The sequence below is a fragment of the Methylovorus sp. SPW-M1 genome (assembly GCF_053848825.1).
On sequence record NZ_CM132626.1, the window covers coordinates 1,140,867 to 1,156,877 of the forward strand.

Consider the following 16,011-nt stretch of genomic DNA (forward strand, 5'->3'; position numbering starts at 1 on the left):
TATGCATGCTTAAGAAAATAATCGCCACTTGCGCGATCCTTATTACAGTGTCAGGAACCGCGTCGGCCAAGGATTTGCCCGACTTTACCGAGCTGGCGGAAAAGCAAGGGCCAGCGGTTGTCAATATCAGCATCACGCAGGTGATGCATGGTCAGGCGGAAGGCACAGTGCCATTCCCCGGCATGCCAGATGATCCGGCGCTGGGCGAATTTTTGCGTCGCTTCGGCATCCCCGGCATGCCAGGTCAGGGTAATGGCGCTCCGCAACAGGATTACAAATCGCAGTCGCTGGGTTCGGGCTTCATCATCAGCAATGATGGTTATATCCTGACCAATGCGCATGTGGTCAATGAAGCCGACGAAGTGCTGGTGAAGTTGTCCGACAAGCGCGAATTCAAAGCCAAGATCATAGGCTCTGACCGTCGTACCGATGTCGCACTGATCAAGATTGATGCGACCAACCTGCCCAAGGTGACCATCGGCGACCCCAATCAGCTGAAGGTTGGCGAATGGGTAGCGGCCATCGGCTCACCCTTCGGTCTGGAAAACACCATGACTGCCGGTATCGTCAGCGCCAAGGGCCGTGCCTTGCCGCAGGAAAACTTTGTTCCTTTCATTCAGACCGACGTGGCAATCAACCCAGGTAACTCCGGTGGCCCGCTGTTCAATCTGCGTGGCGAAGTGGTGGGCATCAATTCCCAGATCTACAGCCGTAGCGGTGGCTCCATGGGCCTGTCATTCTCCATCCCGATTGATGTGGCGATCGATGTGTCCAACCAACTGAAAGCCAACGGCAAGGTGACCCGTGGCTGGCTGGGTATCGGCATTCAGGAAATCACCAAGGATCTGGCAGATTCATTCGGCATGAAGAGCACCAACGGTGCGCTGGTTGCGGGTGTGGAAAAAGGCGCTCCTGCAGAGAAGGGTGGTCTGGAAGCGGGCGATGTCATCGTCAAGTTTGATGGCAAACCTGTACTGACTTCCTCTGACCTGCCGCGTATTGTTGGCGCTACCAAGCCTGGCAAAACCGTGCCGGTTGAAGTATTGCGCAAGGGTAGCACCAAGACCCTCAACATCACCGTGGGCGAAGCGCCTACTGAGAAAGATGGCGTTGCGCCAACGCCCAAAGGCTCGGCCAAACCAGAAGTGAACCGTCTTGGCCTGGTGCTGCGCGAGCTGACGCCAGTGCAGAAGCGCAAACTCAGTGGCAAGAATGGCCTGCTGGTGGTAGATGCACAAGGCGCTGCTGCTCAGGCAGGCATACGCCGCGGTGATGTGGTGCTTGGTCTTAACAACACCGAAGTGCAGAGCCTTGAGCAGTTCAACAAGCAACTCGCGGGTGTGGCTGGTGGTAAAACCGTGGCGCTGCTGGTACAGCGCGATGACAACACCTTGTATGTACCATTGAAGCTCGCTGCGGATAAATAGCCGTGATCAGCAGTGCTATTAGGCCTGCTTTACGGTAAAATCACGTACTAGTGAATGTAAGAGGGCGCTTCGGCGCCCTTTTGCTATATTCGCGGCAGGCTGAATCAGTTATGCCGCGAGCAGGCTTGCTGATTTGAAACAGGCTGAAAGTCCCGACCGGCAGCGCTTTCCGCACGCCGGTACTGGTGGCGGCCGAGCGGTCTGACCTCAGTGTCGATCAGGCTTGGACGCATGGACTTTCCTCGCTATATATTGCAAACGGACCTCATGAAAAATATTCGTAACTTTTCCATCATTGCCCACATTGATCACGGTAAATCCACGCTGGCTGACCGCATCATTCAGCTGTGCGGCGGTCTTTCGGATCGCGAAATGGAAGCGCAGGTGCTGGATTCCATGGATCTGGAACGTGAGCGTGGCATTACCATCAAGGCGCAGACTGCAGCCCTGCAATACAAGGCGCTGGATGGCCAGATCTACCAGCTTAACCTGATTGATACCCCAGGGCACGTCGACTTCTCCTATGAGGTGAGTCGTTCGCTGTCTGCCTGTGAGGGGGCCTTGCTGGTGGTGGATGCATCGCAGGGCGTGGAAGCGCAGAGTGTGGCCAACTGTTACACCGCGATTGATCTCGGTGTTGAGGTGACAGCGGTACTGAACAAGATCGACTTGCCCTCGGCAGACCCTGAGCGCGTGATTCAGGAAATCGAGGACGTGATTGGTGTAGAAGCCACCGATGCCGTGCGTTGCTCGGCCAAGACCGGCGAAGGCGTGCGCGATGTGCTGGAAGCCGTCGTTGCGCGTATTCCGCCACCTGAGGGCGATCCAACCAAGCCATTGAAAGCGCTGATCATCGACTCCTGGTTTGATAACTATGTGGGCGTGGTGATGCTGGTGCGGGTGATTGACGGCACCCTCAAGCCCAAAGACAAGATTCGCATGATGGCCACACGGGCTGTGCATCTGTGCGAGCAGGTCGGTGTGTTTACCCCCAAGTCACGCCAGAAGGAATCCTTATCCGCGGGTGAAGTGGGTTTCATCATTGCCGGCATCAAGGAACTGACCAGTGCCAAGGTGGGTGATACGGTGACCCTGGCCGACAAGCCTGCTGCCGAAGCGTTGCCTGGCTTCAAGGAAGTAAAGCCGCAAGTGTTTGCCGGCTTGTATCCGGTGGAATCCAATCAGTTTGAAGCCTTGCGTGATGCGCTGGAAAAGCTGCGCCTGAATGATGCTTCGCTGCAATTCGAGCCGGAAAACTCCACTGCCCTGGGCTTTGGTTTCCGTTGCGGTTTCCTCGGTCTCTTGCACATGGAAATCGTGCAGGAACGGCTGGAGCGCGAGTACGACATGGACCTCATCACCACGGCACCTACCGTTGTGTATGAGCTGTTGCTGAAAAACGGCGAGGTCGTGCAGATCGAGAATCCATCGCGCCTACCTGAGCCCTCGCGCATTGATGAAATCCGCGAGCCGGTCATCAACGTTAACCTGCTGATGCCACAGGATTATGTGGGCCCGGTGATGACGCTGTGCAATGGCAAACGCGGCGTGCAGCGCAATATGCAGTACATGGGCCGTCAGGTCATGCTGAGCTACGAGATGCCATTGAACGAAGTGGTGCTCGATTTCTTTGACAAGCTGAAATCCGTATCGCGCGGCTATGCGTCCATGGATTACGAATTCCTCGAGTTCCGTGCGGCCGATCTGGTCAAGCTGGATATCATGGTCAACGGTGACCGCGTGGATGCGTTATCCCTGATTGTGCACCGCGCCAACAGTATCTACCGTGGTCGCCAGTTGTGTGCCAAGATGCGCGAGCTGATTCCGCGCCAGATGTTTGATGTGGCGGTGCAGGCGGCCATTGGCGCCAACATCATTGCCCGTGAAACCGTGAAAGCCATGCGTAAGAATGTGCTGGCAAAATGCTATGGTGGCGATATTACCCGCAAGAAAAAACTGCTTGAGAAACAAAAAGAAGGTAAAAAACGCATGAAGCAAGTGGGCAATGTGGAAATTCCACAAGAAGCATTCCTGGCGATTCTGAAAGTAGAAGACAAATGATGTTCGCACTGTTTATGGTGGTTATCCTGGCTGTCACCGGCCTGATCTGGTTGCTGGATATTCTGGTGCTGAAAAAGCGCCGCCCGGCAGGCAAGGCAGACCCGGTGCTGGTGGAATATTCCAAAAGCTTTTTCCCGGTGATTCTGGTGGTGTTCATGATCCGCTCCTTCGTGGTCGAGCCCTTCAAGATTCCATCCGCGTCCATGATGCCTACCCTGATCGCAGGCGACTTCATCCTGGTGAACAAATTCATCTACGGCCTGCGCGTGCCTATTCTCAACAATACCTTTCTCGAGATCCGCCATCCGCAACGTGGCGAAGTCTTCGTGTTCCATTATCCAAAGGACCCTTCGATTGATTACATCAAGCGTGTGGTCGGCGTGCCTGGCGACAAGATTGCCTATCGCGACAAGCAGCTCTACATCAATGGCAAAAAGCTGGATGTGAACTACGCGGATGACTACCAGTATGTTGGCTCCGGCCTCAGCATGGTGGTGACCAAGCGTTACCAGGAGCAATTGGGCGAGCACAAGCACGATATCCTGCTGGAAGAGGAAAAGCCCTCGCTGGATGGCGAAGTGGAAGTGCCGCCAGGACATTATTTTGCCATGGGCGATAACCGCGATAACAGCAATGACAGTCGCTTCTGGGGCTTTGTGCCTGAAGAGAATCTGGTCGGCAAGGCGTTTTTCATCTGGTGGAATTTTGATAATTTCGGCAGAATTGGCAACACCATCAACTAGGGGCTGATCAACATGAACCGTCAACGTGGTATTACCTTTATCGGGCTGGTGCTGCTTATTGCCGCGGGGCTGTTCGTGGTCATGGTGGGCATGAAGCTGACGCCTGCCTATGTTGAATATTTCACCATCAAGAAAACGCTGAAGAAAATCAGCCAGGAACCTGGCTTTGAGAGCATGAGCCGCAAGGAAATCATGGATGTCTATACCAAGGCGGCGATGATAGACGAGATCGGCGATGTGAATGCCAAGGATCTGGTGGTGGGCAAGAATGCCGCGGGTCAGAACACGGTGTCCATTGATTACCAGAAAGTGATCCCGATTATCGCCAATGTCAGCGTGCTGATTGATTTCACTGCTTCTACCGATGCTTCGGCATCGCCCTGATCCGGATGTCACAAACCGGACTGGAACGGCTGCTAGGCCATGATTTCACCAATGGGCAACTGCTGACGCAGGCACTGACCCATCGCAGCCATAGTGCGCGTAACAACGAGCGTCTCGAATTCCTCGGCGATGGTGTGCTGAACTGCATTATCGCCAACCAGCTTTTCCAGCGTTTTTCCAAACTGCCAGAAGGCGACCTCAGCCGTTTGCGCGCGCATCTGGTCAAGGAGCCAACCCTCTGCGAGATTGCCCAGCGCCTGCAACTGGGTGACATGCTGAAATTGGGCGAGGGCGAATTGAAAAGCGGTGGCTGGCGTCGTCCATCTGTGTTGGCCGATGCGCTGGAAGCCATTATCGGCGCAGTGTTTCTCGATGCTGGCTTTATTGCTGCCGAAGCGCTGGTGGTCAGGCTATACACGCCTTTGCTCGAAGCCATAGACCCCAAATCCATAGGCAAGGATGCCAAATCCCTGCTGCAGGAATACCTGCAAGGCCGCAAGATCGCCTTGCCCGAATACACCGTGACAGCCACCGAGGGCGAGGCACATTGCCAATTGTTCAAGGTGGATTGCACCATCCCCAAACTCAAGCTGGTCACCCATGGTGAAGGCTCCAGCCGCCGCGCGGCCGAGCAACAGGCCGCCGAGCGTGCCTACCAGCAACTTACAGCTACCTCGTAGCGAAAAGACTTTATATGACCACTGAAAATACTCCTGCTTCTCCCTTTCGCTGCGGTACCGTGGCGATTGTGGGCCGTCCCAACGTCGGCAAATCCACGCTGCTCAACCACATTCTCGGGCTCAAGCTCAGCATTACCTCGCGCAAGGCGCAGACCACGCGCCACCGCCTGCTGGGCATTCATACCACCGACGATACCCAGTACCTGTTTGTGGATACCCCGGGTTTTCAGCAAAAGCATGTGAATGCCCTGAATCGCAGTCTGAACAAGACTGTGACCCAGGTGCTGGCCGAGGTGGATGTGGTGCTGTTCGTGATCGAACCCATGCATCTGGGCGAGGCTGACCGCCTGGTGCTGAACATGCTGCCGCGCAACAAGCCGGTATTGCTGGTGGTCAACAAGGCTGACCTGATGGGCGACAAGGGCAACCTGCTGCCGCTGATCCAGGATTTTGATCTTGAATTTCCGTTTACCGCCATCGTGCCCGTCAGCGCCAAGAAAAACCTGTATCTGGATGAACTGCTGCAGGCCGTGCGCCAGCATCTGCCAGAGCAGGAGGCCATTTATGGCGAAGATGAGCTGACCGACAAGAATGAGCGTTTTCTGGCAGCCGAACTTCTGCGTGAGAAAGCCTTCCGCTTCCTGGGCGATGAAGTGCCTTACAGCATTGCTGTTGAAATTGAAAAATTTGAAATGGAAGGCAATCTGCGCCGCATTCACGCTGCGTTTATTGTCGACAAGGAAAGCCAGAAGCCCATGCTGATAGGCAAGGGTGGCGCCAAGCTCAAGCAGATTTCCACCGAAGCGCGGCAGGATATGGAAAACCTGTTTGGTGGCAAGGTCTGGCTCGAAACCTGGGTCAAGGTCAAAGGCGGCTGGGCGGATGATGAGCGCGCCCTCAAGTCCCTGGGCTATTGATCGTCATTGATGATCAATAGCCCCGGCATTGCCGCCAAGCGGTGACTGCCTCGGTTTTCCGCGAGCCTGCAGGCTGCGGATGCCCGGTGTGGTGGTTGCCCCTGAATCCATCTGATTTTATTCGCAGTTAATTCTTCTTATGGCCGTCCTCCACAAACAAGACAATCAGCCGGTATACGTGCTGCATACCTATCCGTTCAAGGAAACCAGTCTGGTGGTGGAGCTGTTCAGCCGTGATTTTGGTCGCGTGGCGGCGGTGGCAAAAGGCGCGCGTCGTCCGCGTTCCGCCATGCGCGGCATGCTGCAATCCTTTCAACCCCTGCTTGCCACCTGGTCAGGCAAGGCGGAGCTGAAGACCCTGCATAGCCTGGAGTGGGGCAGTGGCCTGCTGCTGTTGCAGGGCGATGCCCTGATGTGCGGCTTTTACATGAACGAGCTGCTGCTGCGCTTGCTGCCGCGTGAAGATAGCCACGATGCGCTGTTTGCGTATTACGGCGATACCTTGCGTACCCTGTCGCAAAGCACCGAACATGCCACCAGCCTTCGCCGCTTTGAGCTGCGCATGCTGCAGGAGATGGGCTATGCCGTTCCCCTGCTGAACGATGAGCGCGACCAGCCGGTAGAGGCGGAGCGCATCTATGAATACGTAGCCGAGCGTGGCGCCTGCACCGGAGCCACTCCACTGCCTGCGGCCAATCGCGTACAATTGCGTGGCAAAACCCTGCTGGACATGGCGCGGGATGATTACGCCGATAGCCAGACCCAGCAGCAAAGCAAGCAATTGATGCGCATGCTGCTGGCGCATTATCTCGGTGACAAGCCGCTGCATACGCGGCAGTTGCTGATCGACTTGCAAGGCCTGTAGTGCCTGGCAGCCCAGGCTGTCTCTTACTGTCATCAATGAAAGTTACTCCATCATGATTAAACTCGGGGTCAATATTGACCATGTCGCCACGCTGCGCCAGGCGCGTGGCACCCAGTACCCCAGCGTGGTGCAAGCCGCGTTGCGCGCGGAAGAGGCGGGCGCCGACAGCATCACCATTCATTTGCGTGAAGACCGCCGCCATATTCAGGATGCCGATGTGTTTGCCCTGCGGCCCTTGCTGCAGACCAAGATGAACCTGGAAATGGCGGTGACCGAAGAAATGCTGGGCATTGCCTTGCAGGTGAAACCGCAGGATGTCTGCCTGGTACCAGAGCGGCGTGAAGAACGCACCACCGAGGGCGGCCTGGAAGTAGCGGGCAATCTGGCGGCGGTGAGCCATGCCTGCCAGGTATTGCGCGATGCGGGCATTCGCGTGTCATTGTTCATCGCCCCTGATATTGCGCAGATTGATGCCGCCAAAGCGGCAGGTGCTCCGGTGATTGAAATCCACACCGGGACCTTTGCCGATGCAGAAACACCGGAAGAGCAGGCCCATGAACTGGCCCGCGTGCAGGCCGCCGTTGCGCATGGGCGCAAGCTGGGTCTGGTGGTCAACGCCGGGCATGGCTTGAATATTCACAATGTGAATTTGATCGCGGCGATCCCGGGTATTGAAGAACTGAACATCGGCCACGCCATTGTGGCGCATGCCATTTTTGTCGGGTGGGAATACTCGGTGCGTGAAATGAAAGCCTTGATGCTGCAGGCGGCCAAAGCCGAATGATCTGCTCCCAGCATTTGCCGATGCAGCAGGGCGCGCAATGATCTTCGGCATAGGTACCGATATCGTTGAGGTATCGCGGATTGAGGATTCGCTGGCGCGCTTTGGCGATGCATTTGCCGAGCGCATATTGACCGCTGCCGAGTATGATGAGTACCTTGCCAGCAAGACCCGTGCGCGGTTTCTCGCCAAGCGCTTTGCCGCCAAGGAAGCCTTTGCCAAGGCACTGGGGACCGGTATCCGCGGGCCTGCGGCGTTCGAGAATATTGGGGTCGGCCACGATGCGCTGGGCAAACCCATATTGGTGCTGGCGCAAGAATTGCAAAGCTTGCTTGATGCCAAAGGCATCGTGCACAAACATTTATCAATCAGCGATGAAAAAGCCCTGGCGGCTGCGTTTGTCGTTTTGGAAAAGGCGTGATGGTGAATTCTCGATTACTCAAGCTGGTGTTTTCCCTGCTGTCCCTGGGCCTGGTCATGCCTGCCCAGGCCGCCAACTGGAATCTTCTGGGCGAAAGCAGCTTTGGCAAGCATTACATCGATATCGGCACCCTGGAATGGGAAGCCAGCAAGACCGCATTCACCATCAGTACCCGCGTGGTGCAGCCTGACAGCGCCGAGTGGCTGACGACCATACGCGTGGACTGCAAGGACAGCAGCTACGCCTATCTGAGCGGCAGCAAAACCCAGGATGGCCAGGTGCTGAGCGAATTTGAGACGCCCAAGCCGGCCAGCGCCATTGTGCGTGATTCCATGCCTGACCAGCTGAAAGGCAGTTTCTGTGGCGTGCGCTCCATTGCAGGCCAATGGGAGTCCATAGGCAAAAGCAAGGTATCCGAAGTCTTTTACAATCGGCAATCCATCAAGCAATACGCCGACGGCAGCCATTTCATGGTCGATACCCGGGTCGTGCCCTTCGATAAAAGCCAGGAAACCCTGAGCACACTGTCGTTTGATTGCGATGCCAGCTCCTTCATCATGACCCGCATGAGCACGCTCAAGGATGGCAAGCTGACGCAGGTGTTCGACAAGCCCAAGCCCACGACCATGGTCAGCAAGACGGCGACGCTGGAAGCCTTGTCCCGGAAATTCTGCGTGGAAATCCCCATTATCAATGACTGGCAGCAACTGGACGTGGGGGGCAAAAGCCGCTTGTACCTCAGTAACCAGAGCGTGCGCTGGAATACCGACCGCAGTTTCTTCTCCATCATGCTGAAGTCGACCTATGACGAGGGTAGCGAAATGCTCAACCATGTGTCGATTGATTGCGATAAAAACACCTCGACCTTTCTTGGCGGCACGCTCAAGGTCAACGATGTGATCGAAAACCTCGGTGCCGAGCCGCCCAAGACCATCCTGGCCAACACACCGTTTGCCACCATCAAGCGCCTGTATTGCGGGCAGTAGGCCATGGCATTGGGTTCGTCTACCAACCAGTCTGATGCCGGACAGGGCGCAATCCCTGGTACGCAGGATGTGGATATGGAGCGACGCTTTGGTGGCGTACGCCGTCTGTATGGCGCAGACGCGCTGGCGCGTTTTCAGGCGGCGCATGTCTGCGTGATCGGCATAGGCGGCGTTGGGTCCTGGGCCGCCGAGGCGCTGGCGCGCAATGCGATTGGCCGTATCACGCTGATTGACCTCGACAACATCGCTGAATCCAATATCAATCGCCAGCTGCATGCGCTGGATGGCGAGCTGGGCAAGGCCAAGGTTACGGCCATGGCGGAGCGCATCCAGCGGATTAATCCATGGGCGCAGGTGGCGCAGATAGAAGATTTTGTCACGGTGGAGAATGTAGACGCCATGCTTGGACAGGGCTTTGATGGCGTGATTGATGCGATTGATGATGCACGCGCCAAAGTGGCGATTGCCGCCTGGTGCCGCCGCCATAAGCTGCCTTTGGTGGTGACAGGTGGTGCTGGTGGTCGCCTGGATCCCACCCGCATCCGCCATGCTGATCTGGCCCAGGTGCACGGCGATCGACTGCTTGCCAAGGTGCGCAACAGCCTGCGGCGTGACCATGGCTTTCCCCGCGCGCCTTCTGGCAATAAAGCCCCCACCAAATTTGGCATTCCCTGCATTTACTCCGATGAACCCATCCAGAAGCCGGATGCAAGCTGCGAGGCGGATGGCGGGCTGAGCGGCCTTAATTGTGCCGGCTATGGCTCCTCCGTTTGCGTGACTGCGCCATTTGGCATGGCCGCTTCCGCGCTGCTACTGAAGCTTCTCTCGGCCTGAGGCATGCACCATGCCTTCCAGGGAATTCAAAGGCAATAAGGCCTACCTCCCCAGCAAACCCTGCGTGCAATGTGGCCGCACCATGACCTGGCGTAAAGCCTGGGAAAAAAACTGGGATAGCGTCAAATACTGTTCAGATGCCTGCCGCCGCGCGGCTAAGAGCAAGGGCTGAAACCCAAACGACCCGCTGCTCGATCCCTTACCAAGTCTGGCTCAGGCAATCCGCAGGCTTAATGCCCGCTAACGCTGAATTTCGGATTCGTATTCCGGAAAGTAGCGCGCAATCACGGAAAGATCAAAGCTGCGCAGGATGCTGGTGTTGGATTCACGCGCCAGCAAAAACTCGAAGGAGCGCTTGATGAGTTCTGCGGTAGTGAATTTGCCGTGGGTCAGTTGGGCCGCGTATTCGGTTGAAACGGTTACGCGATGCGTGGTCGGGGAGGAGGCTTGGATGCTGACTTCAAAGTGCTGCTCGTCCAGCTGATGAATGGTCATCGTCGTCATCGCCTAAATTCCCCTGTGCTCGCCGTAAGCCCGCAGTGTAACGTGAATAAATCGATACAAAAAGCACCTCGTGTTGATAGGGCAGCAAAGCGGGTGACGAATAAAAAAACAGCCACTGCCCAGACAGGCACGTGGCTGTTTTGCTCAGGGTGTAGCTATTGCTAGAAGTCGTACCGCAGGCTGGCACCTATGGTGCGCGGCTGGGCCGCGGAACCGGCATAGACGCCATTGCCGGAATTCACCAAACCCAGGAAGTAGTGTTTATCAAACGCGTTCTTGGCCCAGATGGATAAATCCCACTGATTCTTGCCTTGCGGGATGCGGAACCCTGTTGTCAGGTTGAACACGCCATAGCTCGGAATTTTGGAATAAATCGAGTTGTTGATATCGGCATAGGTCTCGGAGCGCCAGCTATAGTTGGCGGAGGTGTAGTGCTCGACATTGCTCGTGATATTCCACTTGTGCACAAGGCCGGTATTGGCCGTCCAGCGTGGGGCACCATTGACCCGGTTGCCGGCAATGCTGCGATAGCCACGACCGTAACCCACGCCGTCAAACTCTTCAAATGGGGTGGGAGCCGTGCCTTTATCAAACGTGGCATCGGTGTAAGCCGCATTGAAATTGAGTTCCAGGTGATTATTTGGCTGTGCCTTGATATCCAGCTCGACGCCCTTGCTGGTGAGGTCGCCCACATTGGTGAGCAGGCCCACATAGGTGCCGTTGAAATCCGTCGTGGTGATGGCTTGATAGTCGGATATCTTGGTCAGGAATAGATTGGCATTGATATTCAGGCGATTGTTCAGCCAGTTTGTCTTCAGCCCAAACTCCAGATTGCGTGCTTTTTCCGGATCAATATACAGCGCCTGGCTGCCGAGGATGGCGCCGGGACTGGCCACGCTATTCACGTTGAAGCCGCCCGATTTTTCTCCTGTGGAATAGGTAATAAAGCCCAGCAGATCATTGGTGAAGTGGTAGCTCGCGGTCAGTAATCCAGCCAGATTTTCATCGGTACGGCTCATGGTGCCTGAGTCGTATGCCCGGAACAGCGGGCTCAGCCCGCCATAGATGCTGGGTGAAATCGTATTCTGGTCAACGCGGCCTTCTTTCTTTTCCTGGGTGTAGCGCAAACCTCCCGTGAAGTCCAGCTTCTGGGTGGCATGCCAGGTAGCCTGGCCAAACACGGCATAACTATCCGTTTTGGAAGTGCCCTGCCCAGATAGCGAAGCATTGGGCGGGTAGGCAAACGTCAGGGCCGATGCACGCGCGCCTGTTTCGTAGGCATTGTCACTGGTAATGTCCTGATGGTAGTAATACCCGCCAACAACATAGTCGTAGACCTCACCCAGCGGCGAAGCCAGCCGGACTTCCTGCGAATATTGGCTTTCGTCAATCTTGAAGCCGCCGGTAATGCCGGCTAGGCGGGTGAAATCCAGATCATTTTCCGGGCTGAATTTCCAGTCGCGCCATGCCGTAATGGAAGTGAGCTTGTAGCCATTGATATCCCAGTTGGCTTCTGCAGACAAGGCATCCTGATTGACCTTGGCACGCTGCCTGCCATCAAAATCCACCTTGTAATCATAAGGGCTGCGCGCAATATTCACGGCTCCCAGCGCGGTGGCATTCTGCGCATAGGTCGTGCCGTTGGGGCGCCATGGTGCGAAGCTGTATGGAATAAGGCTGCCGGTGCTGGAGTCTTCTTCGTTGTGCTCGCCAATCAGGCGCAGGCTGAAAGTCTCGCTGGGCTTGATCAGCACTTGGCCGCGTGCGCCCTGACGATTGATCTCATTCAGGTTTTTTCCATTGTATGTGTTCTTGATCCACCCATCGTCATGGGTGTCATACGCGGAAAGGCGCACGGCCACATTGTCGCTCAGGGGCTGGTTGATGCTGGCTTTTACCTGGCGATAGCCGCGTTCGCCTCCGGACACTTCCACCGAACGCTCTTCCTTGAAGGATGGCTGGCGTGAGGAAATATTAAGAACGCCAGCGGTGGTGTTCTTGCCGAACAGCGTACCTTGCGGGCCGCGCAGCAGGTCGACTTGCTCAATATCCAGCAAGTCAAAAACGGCCTGACCTGGGCGTCCCAGGTAAACGTTATCGAGATAGATGCCGACGCTGCCTTCCAGGCCCTCATTCGCCGTATTGTTGCCGATACCGCGCACTGCCACGCTGGATTGGCGGGCGTGAATGAATTGCGATGTGAAGTTGGGCAGCAGTTGCTGCAAATCCTGCACCTGATAGATTTTGGTTGCTTCTAGCTGGTCGCCCTTGACTACGCTGATAGGGGCCGGGACATCCTGCTCTTTTTCCGTCCGCCTTCTGGCGGTCACGGTAATGCTGCTCAGTGGATTGCTGTCCCTGGCTTCCTCGGTCTGATTGCTGTTCGCGACCGGCTGCTCCTCGGCATACGCCGGGCTATACGCCGCCTGGATCGCCAGCGCAAGACTGCTGATGATAAATGGATGGTGAAACTTCATACTTCGATTCCCCTTTGATTTGCCTATGGTTGGTTTATGCATTAATGACATCGTTGTTCTGGTGTGCTCTTCATGACTAGGCTGCCTGGGGCCGGTAGTGGACGACTTTTTCCAGGTCACGCGCATAAAAACGCAAGGCGGCGACGAGAAGAATCACCGCGAGCGTGCCGCTCACGAGAGGCAGGATGAACAGGGCTTGCCCCAGGCCGTAATGATCGGAAATCAGGCCTGCAAGAAAGGGCCCGGGCACTGATCCCAAGAGGTGCAGTGTCATCACGGAAGTGGTTCCCGAGAGGGCGCGCCCCGATGGATGCGCCAGTTCCTGTGTCATGCTCAATGGGCCTGATCCGCTAATGCTGCCAGCGAAGCTCGCGAGCAGAATCAACAGATATTGCTGCTGGTAATCATGACCAGTGCTGAACGCCAGGGCATACAGCGCTGCGGCGGCGGCAAACGCTGTTGCCGAGAAGTAAATCTTGGCATTGCGGTGGCGCTGGGTGAGTCGGTCCATGAGCCAGCCGCCCAGCGGGATGGCAATCACACCAACGATCAACAAGCCACTGGTCATGAGCGAAGCCTGTTGCAGGGCAATACCGTGGATACGATTCAGATAGGTGGGCAGGAAGAACACAATCGGCACCCACTGCAAGGTGGCCATGGCACCGCTCAGATAGGCGAGCAGCAACGATGGCGTGCGGATAATCGCCTTCCAGTTCTGGCGGATGACTTGCCAGTGACTGAGCGTTTGCGGGGTGTTCTCGTCTACGCCGGGTGGGGGTGGGTTGCGGTAGTCGCGGCAGCGGTAAAGGGCGATCGCCACCAGAATGCCAGGAATGGCCAGCAATCCCAGGGCATGGCGCCAGCCATAATGTGCCGCAATAAAACCACCCAGTGCAATGCCTAGCGCCATGCCGATAGGCTGGCTGGCAGAAAATACGCCCAGGGCTAATTGCAGCCTGCGTCTGGAGAAGGCTGCTGTGATCCAGGCATAAGAAGCAGGCGCATAGGCCGCTTCGCCAGCGCCGACCAATGCACGACTGGCCGCCAGCTGCGTGAAGTTATGAGCAAAGGCGCCGCTGGCCGATGCCAGACCTCAGAATATGCCCATCAGGCTGGCGGTCTTGATTCTGCTCCAGCGATCAATGGCGATTGATACCGGAAATGCGAACAGGACCATGCCCAGTGTCAGCAGGGAACTCAGCAGGCCGGATTGCGCATCGCTCAATCCCCACTCGGCCTTGATGTAAGGCAGCAGGCCGGCAATGATGAGTCTGTCGGCAAAATCAAACACCATCAGCAGGCACAGCAAAGAGAAAATCCCCAGCGTGCCTGCTTTGCCAAACAGATAGGTATTGGAATGGGCGGCGCCAGAGGTTATCTTGGCCGATTCAAGGGTAGGGGTGCTCATTGATATTGACTCCGGGGGCGAGGTAGTTCCAGGTGTTCACGCAATGTGTTGCCTGTGTATTCAGTACGGAAAAGGCCGCGGCGTTGCAGCTCGGGAATGACCTGATCTACAAACTCACTTAAGCCATGTGGGAAGGTGGGTGCCAGAATATTGAAGCCATCGGCTGCGCCCTCGGTAAACCATAGTTCCAGTTGGTCGGCGATGCTGCTGGCGGTGCCGATGACAATGCGATGCCCGCGCGCACCGGCGACTTTTTGATAGAGCTGGCGTATGGTGAGGTTTTCGCGCCTTGCCAGATCGATGAGTAATTGCTGACGGCTTTGCCAACCTTCGGTATTGGGAAAATCAGGCACCGGGTCGTCAATGCCATGCTTGCTGAGATCGATATTGCCCAGAAATGCCGATAGCAGGGCAATCCCCACCGCCGGATCAATCAGGGACTGCAATTGCTCATATTTTTCCTGCGCCTCTGCTTCGGTTCTGCCGATGATAGGCATCACCCCCGGCATGACCTTGAGGCTGTCCTGTTCACGACCATGCTGTGCCAGTTGGGCTTTCAGGCCGCGGTAGAAGCCTTGGGCATCCTGTAGAGACTGTTGGGCAGTAAAGACGATTTCGGCCGTGGCGGCTGCCAGCGCCTGCCCGTCGCTCGATGAGCCTGCTTGCACGATAACCGGATACCCCTGCACTGGCCTGGCTGATTGCAAGGCGGCATGGACGGAAAAATACTCCCCTTGGTGATGAAGGAAATGGAGCTTTTGCGGATCAAAGAAATTGCCTGAGGTTTGATCGAAAAGATAAGGCTGATCCCCCCAGCTATCCCATAAGCCTTTCACCACATCGACATATTCACGAGCACGCAGATATCGCTCTGTATGCGGTATCTGGTTGTTGAGGCCAAAGGCATTTGCTTCAAAGTCAGTCCCAGACGTGACCAGGTTCCAGCCCGCGCGCCCCTCGCTGATATGATCAAGGGAGGCAAATAGTCGTGCCAGATGAAACGGGTGCAGATAAGAGGTGGATACCGTGCTGATGAGGCCGATTTTTTCTGTGCTGCCTGCAATCGCGGCCAGCGTGGTCAGGGGTTCCCAGAAATAGGCGATAGCGCCTTTTGCCAGCAGCCGATTGTCTATCTCGGGCAAGCCAAGGACATCGGCAAAGAAAATGGCATCAAATTTTCCGCGCTCGGCAATCTGGGCCAGGTTTTTCAAGTGCGACAACCGGGTGGCATCAGCGGGATTTACATCCGGATGGCGCCACGCTGCCACGTGATGTCCGACGCCTTGTAAAAACGCCCCTAGTTTCATTTGTTTTTTGGTGGTTACCATGCGCTGCCTAATGCAAAATAGTCGTCGTAAAAGCTTGAGGAAAGCTTGTTGTTTGTCATTAAGTAAACGATACTGTTTACTTAATTGAGCCCAATGTAATGCAATATTTTTATAATTAAAAATATTTATTTGTAATATTTATATTCTTTTATCGAATATTAGAAGGGCTGTCGGCAACTACAGGCAGCATCAGAA

The 16,011-nt window shown here is 55.9% G+C and carries 15 protein-coding genes and 1 pseudogene; 12 read left to right on the forward strand and 4 right to left on the reverse strand.

Annotated features, from left to right (window positions below; translation table 11 throughout):
• Window positions 1-5: 5 nt before the first annotated feature.
• The 12 genes from ACWWD9_RS05355 to ACWWD9_RS05410 all read left to right on the forward strand — a co-directional run bounded on the left by ACWWD9_RS05355 (window position 6) and on the right by ACWWD9_RS05410 (window position 10,271).
• Window positions 6-1,427: a DegQ family serine endoprotease gene (locus tag ACWWD9_RS05355; protein ID WP_455867957.1), complete on the forward strand. Its 1,422-nt coding sequence runs from the start codon at window positions 6-8 to the stop codon at window positions 1,425-1,427.
• A gap of 267 nt (window positions 1,428-1,694) precedes the next feature.
• Entirely contained in the window at window positions 1,695-3,488 is a 1,794-nt protein-coding gene (lepA, locus tag ACWWD9_RS05360; RefSeq protein WP_015830417.1) for a translation elongation factor 4, read from the forward strand.
• Window positions 3,485-4,231, forward strand: a complete 747-nt coding sequence (gene lepB, locus ACWWD9_RS05365; RefSeq protein WP_013442560.1) for a signal peptidase I — start codon at window positions 3,485-3,487, stop codon at window positions 4,229-4,231. Before lepA ends, lepB begins: the two co-directional genes overlap by 4 nt.
• 12 nt (window positions 4,232-4,243) lie before the next feature.
• Window positions 4,244-4,615 carry a DUF4845 domain-containing protein gene (locus tag ACWWD9_RS05370; RefSeq protein ID WP_013442559.1) on the forward strand — a complete coding sequence of 124 codons (372 nt, stop codon included), beginning with the start codon at window positions 4,244-4,246 and terminating at the stop codon, window positions 4,613-4,615.
• 5 nt (window positions 4,616-4,620) lie between these two features.
• Entirely contained in the window at window positions 4,621-5,295 is a 675-nt protein-coding gene (gene rnc, locus ACWWD9_RS05375) for a ribonuclease III (RefSeq protein ID WP_013442558.1), read from the forward strand.
• A gap of 14 nt (window positions 5,296-5,309) precedes the next feature.
• Window positions 5,310-6,212 carry a GTPase Era gene (gene era / locus ACWWD9_RS05380; protein WP_013442557.1) on the forward strand — a complete coding sequence of 301 codons (903 nt, stop codon included), beginning with the start codon at window positions 5,310-5,312 and terminating at the stop codon, window positions 6,210-6,212.
• 139 nt (window positions 6,213-6,351) lie between these two features.
• Complete coding sequence (gene recO, locus ACWWD9_RS05385) at window positions 6,352-7,077, forward strand: DNA repair protein RecO (protein WP_455867958.1); 726 nt, start codon at window positions 6,352-6,354, stop codon at window positions 7,075-7,077.
• 52 nt (window positions 7,078-7,129) lie between these two features.
• Entirely contained in the window at window positions 7,130-7,861 is a 732-nt protein-coding gene (gene pdxJ / locus ACWWD9_RS05390) for a pyridoxine 5'-phosphate synthase (protein ID WP_455867959.1), read from the forward strand.
• A 37-nt stretch (window positions 7,862-7,898) separates the two neighbouring features.
• Complete coding sequence (gene acpS / locus ACWWD9_RS05395) at window positions 7,899-8,279, forward strand: holo-ACP synthase (RefSeq protein WP_455867960.1); 381 nt, start codon at window positions 7,899-7,901, stop codon at window positions 8,277-8,279.
• The gene (locus tag ACWWD9_RS05400) at window positions 8,279-9,265 is read left to right on the forward strand and encodes a hypothetical protein (RefSeq protein ID WP_455868140.1); all 987 of its coding nucleotides are present in this window, start codon (window positions 8,279-8,281) and stop codon (window positions 9,263-9,265) included. The genes acpS and ACWWD9_RS05400 overlap by 1 nt, the downstream gene beginning before the upstream one ends.
• A 3-nt stretch (window positions 9,266-9,268) precedes the next feature.
• Complete coding sequence (locus ACWWD9_RS05405) at window positions 9,269-10,099, forward strand: tRNA threonylcarbamoyladenosine dehydratase (protein ID WP_455867961.1); 831 nt, start codon at window positions 9,269-9,271, stop codon at window positions 10,097-10,099.
• 10 nt (window positions 10,100-10,109) lie between these two features.
• Window positions 10,110-10,271, forward strand: coding sequence for a DUF2256 domain-containing protein (locus tag ACWWD9_RS05410; protein WP_159355393.1), 162 nt, complete (start codon window positions 10,110-10,112; stop codon window positions 10,269-10,271).
• A gap of 68 nt (window positions 10,272-10,339) precedes the next feature.
• Here ACWWD9_RS05410 and ACWWD9_RS05415 read toward each other — a convergent pair whose 3' ends face one another.
• From ACWWD9_RS05415 to ACWWD9_RS05430, 4 genes and pseudogenes are all read right to left on the reverse strand, one after another.
• Window positions 10,340-10,603: a hypothetical protein gene (locus ACWWD9_RS05415; RefSeq protein WP_455867962.1), complete on the reverse strand. Its 264-nt coding sequence runs from the start codon at window positions 10,601-10,603 to the stop codon at window positions 10,340-10,342.
• Window positions 10,604-10,764: 161 nt separating this feature from the next.
• Complete coding sequence (locus tag ACWWD9_RS05420; protein ID WP_455867963.1) at window positions 10,765-13,080, reverse strand: TonB-dependent receptor; 2,316 nt, start codon at window positions 13,078-13,080, stop codon at window positions 10,765-10,767.
• Between the two features lie 76 nt (window positions 13,081-13,156).
• Window positions 13,157-14,488, reverse strand: a pseudogene (locus ACWWD9_RS05425) (MFS transporter).
• A complete protein-coding gene (locus tag ACWWD9_RS05430; RefSeq protein ID WP_455867964.1) occupies window positions 14,485-15,816 on the reverse strand; it encodes an LLM class flavin-dependent oxidoreductase in 1,332 nt (443 codons plus the stop codon). Before ACWWD9_RS05430 ends, ACWWD9_RS05425 begins: the two are co-directional and overlap by 4 nt.
• Between the last annotated feature and the right edge of the window lie 195 nt (window positions 15,817-16,011).

Excerpts from the sequence above, each read along its gene's own strand:
- lepA (WP_015830417.1), top strand. The coding sequence starts at position 1,695 with ATGAAAAATATTCGTAACTTTTCCATCATTGCCCACATTGATCACGGT.
- ACWWD9_RS05415 (WP_455867962.1), bottom strand. The coding sequence starts at position 10,603 with ATGACGACGATGACCATTCATCAGCTGGACGAGCAGCACTTTGAAGTC.
- ACWWD9_RS05405 (WP_455867961.1), top strand. The coding sequence starts at position 9,269 with ATGGCATTGGGTTCGTCTACCAACCAGTCTGATGCCGGACAGGGCGCA.
- ACWWD9_RS05420 (WP_455867963.1), bottom strand. The coding sequence starts at position 13,080 with ATGAAGTTTCACCATCCATTTATCATCAGCAGTCTTGCGCTGGCGATC.
- pdxJ (WP_455867959.1), top strand. The coding sequence starts at position 7,130 with ATGATTAAACTCGGGGTCAATATTGACCATGTCGCCACGCTGCGCCAG.
- ACWWD9_RS05355 (WP_455867957.1), top strand. The coding sequence starts at position 6 with ATGCTTAAGAAAATAATCGCCACTTGCGCGATCCTTATTACAGTGTCA.
- acpS (WP_455867960.1), top strand. The coding sequence starts at position 7,899 with ATGATCTTCGGCATAGGTACCGATATCGTTGAGGTATCGCGGATTGAG.
- era (WP_013442557.1), top strand. The coding sequence starts at position 5,310 with ATGACCACTGAAAATACTCCTGCTTCTCCCTTTCGCTGCGGTACCGTG.
- ACWWD9_RS05370 (WP_013442559.1), top strand. The coding sequence starts at position 4,244 with ATGAACCGTCAACGTGGTATTACCTTTATCGGGCTGGTGCTGCTTATT.
- lepB (WP_013442560.1), top strand. The coding sequence starts at position 3,485 with ATGATGTTCGCACTGTTTATGGTGGTTATCCTGGCTGTCACCGGCCTG.
- ACWWD9_RS05430 (WP_455867964.1), bottom strand. The coding sequence starts at position 15,816 with ATGGTAACCACCAAAAAACAAATGAAACTAGGGGCGTTTTTACAAGGC.
- rnc (WP_013442558.1), top strand. The coding sequence starts at position 4,621 with ATGTCACAAACCGGACTGGAACGGCTGCTAGGCCATGATTTCACCAAT.
- ACWWD9_RS05400 (WP_455868140.1), top strand. The coding sequence starts at position 8,279 with ATGGTGAATTCTCGATTACTCAAGCTGGTGTTTTCCCTGCTGTCCCTG.
- recO (WP_455867958.1), top strand. The coding sequence starts at position 6,352 with ATGGCCGTCCTCCACAAACAAGACAATCAGCCGGTATACGTGCTGCAT.
- ACWWD9_RS05410 (WP_159355393.1), top strand. The coding sequence starts at position 10,110 with ATGCCTTCCAGGGAATTCAAAGGCAATAAGGCCTACCTCCCCAGCAAA.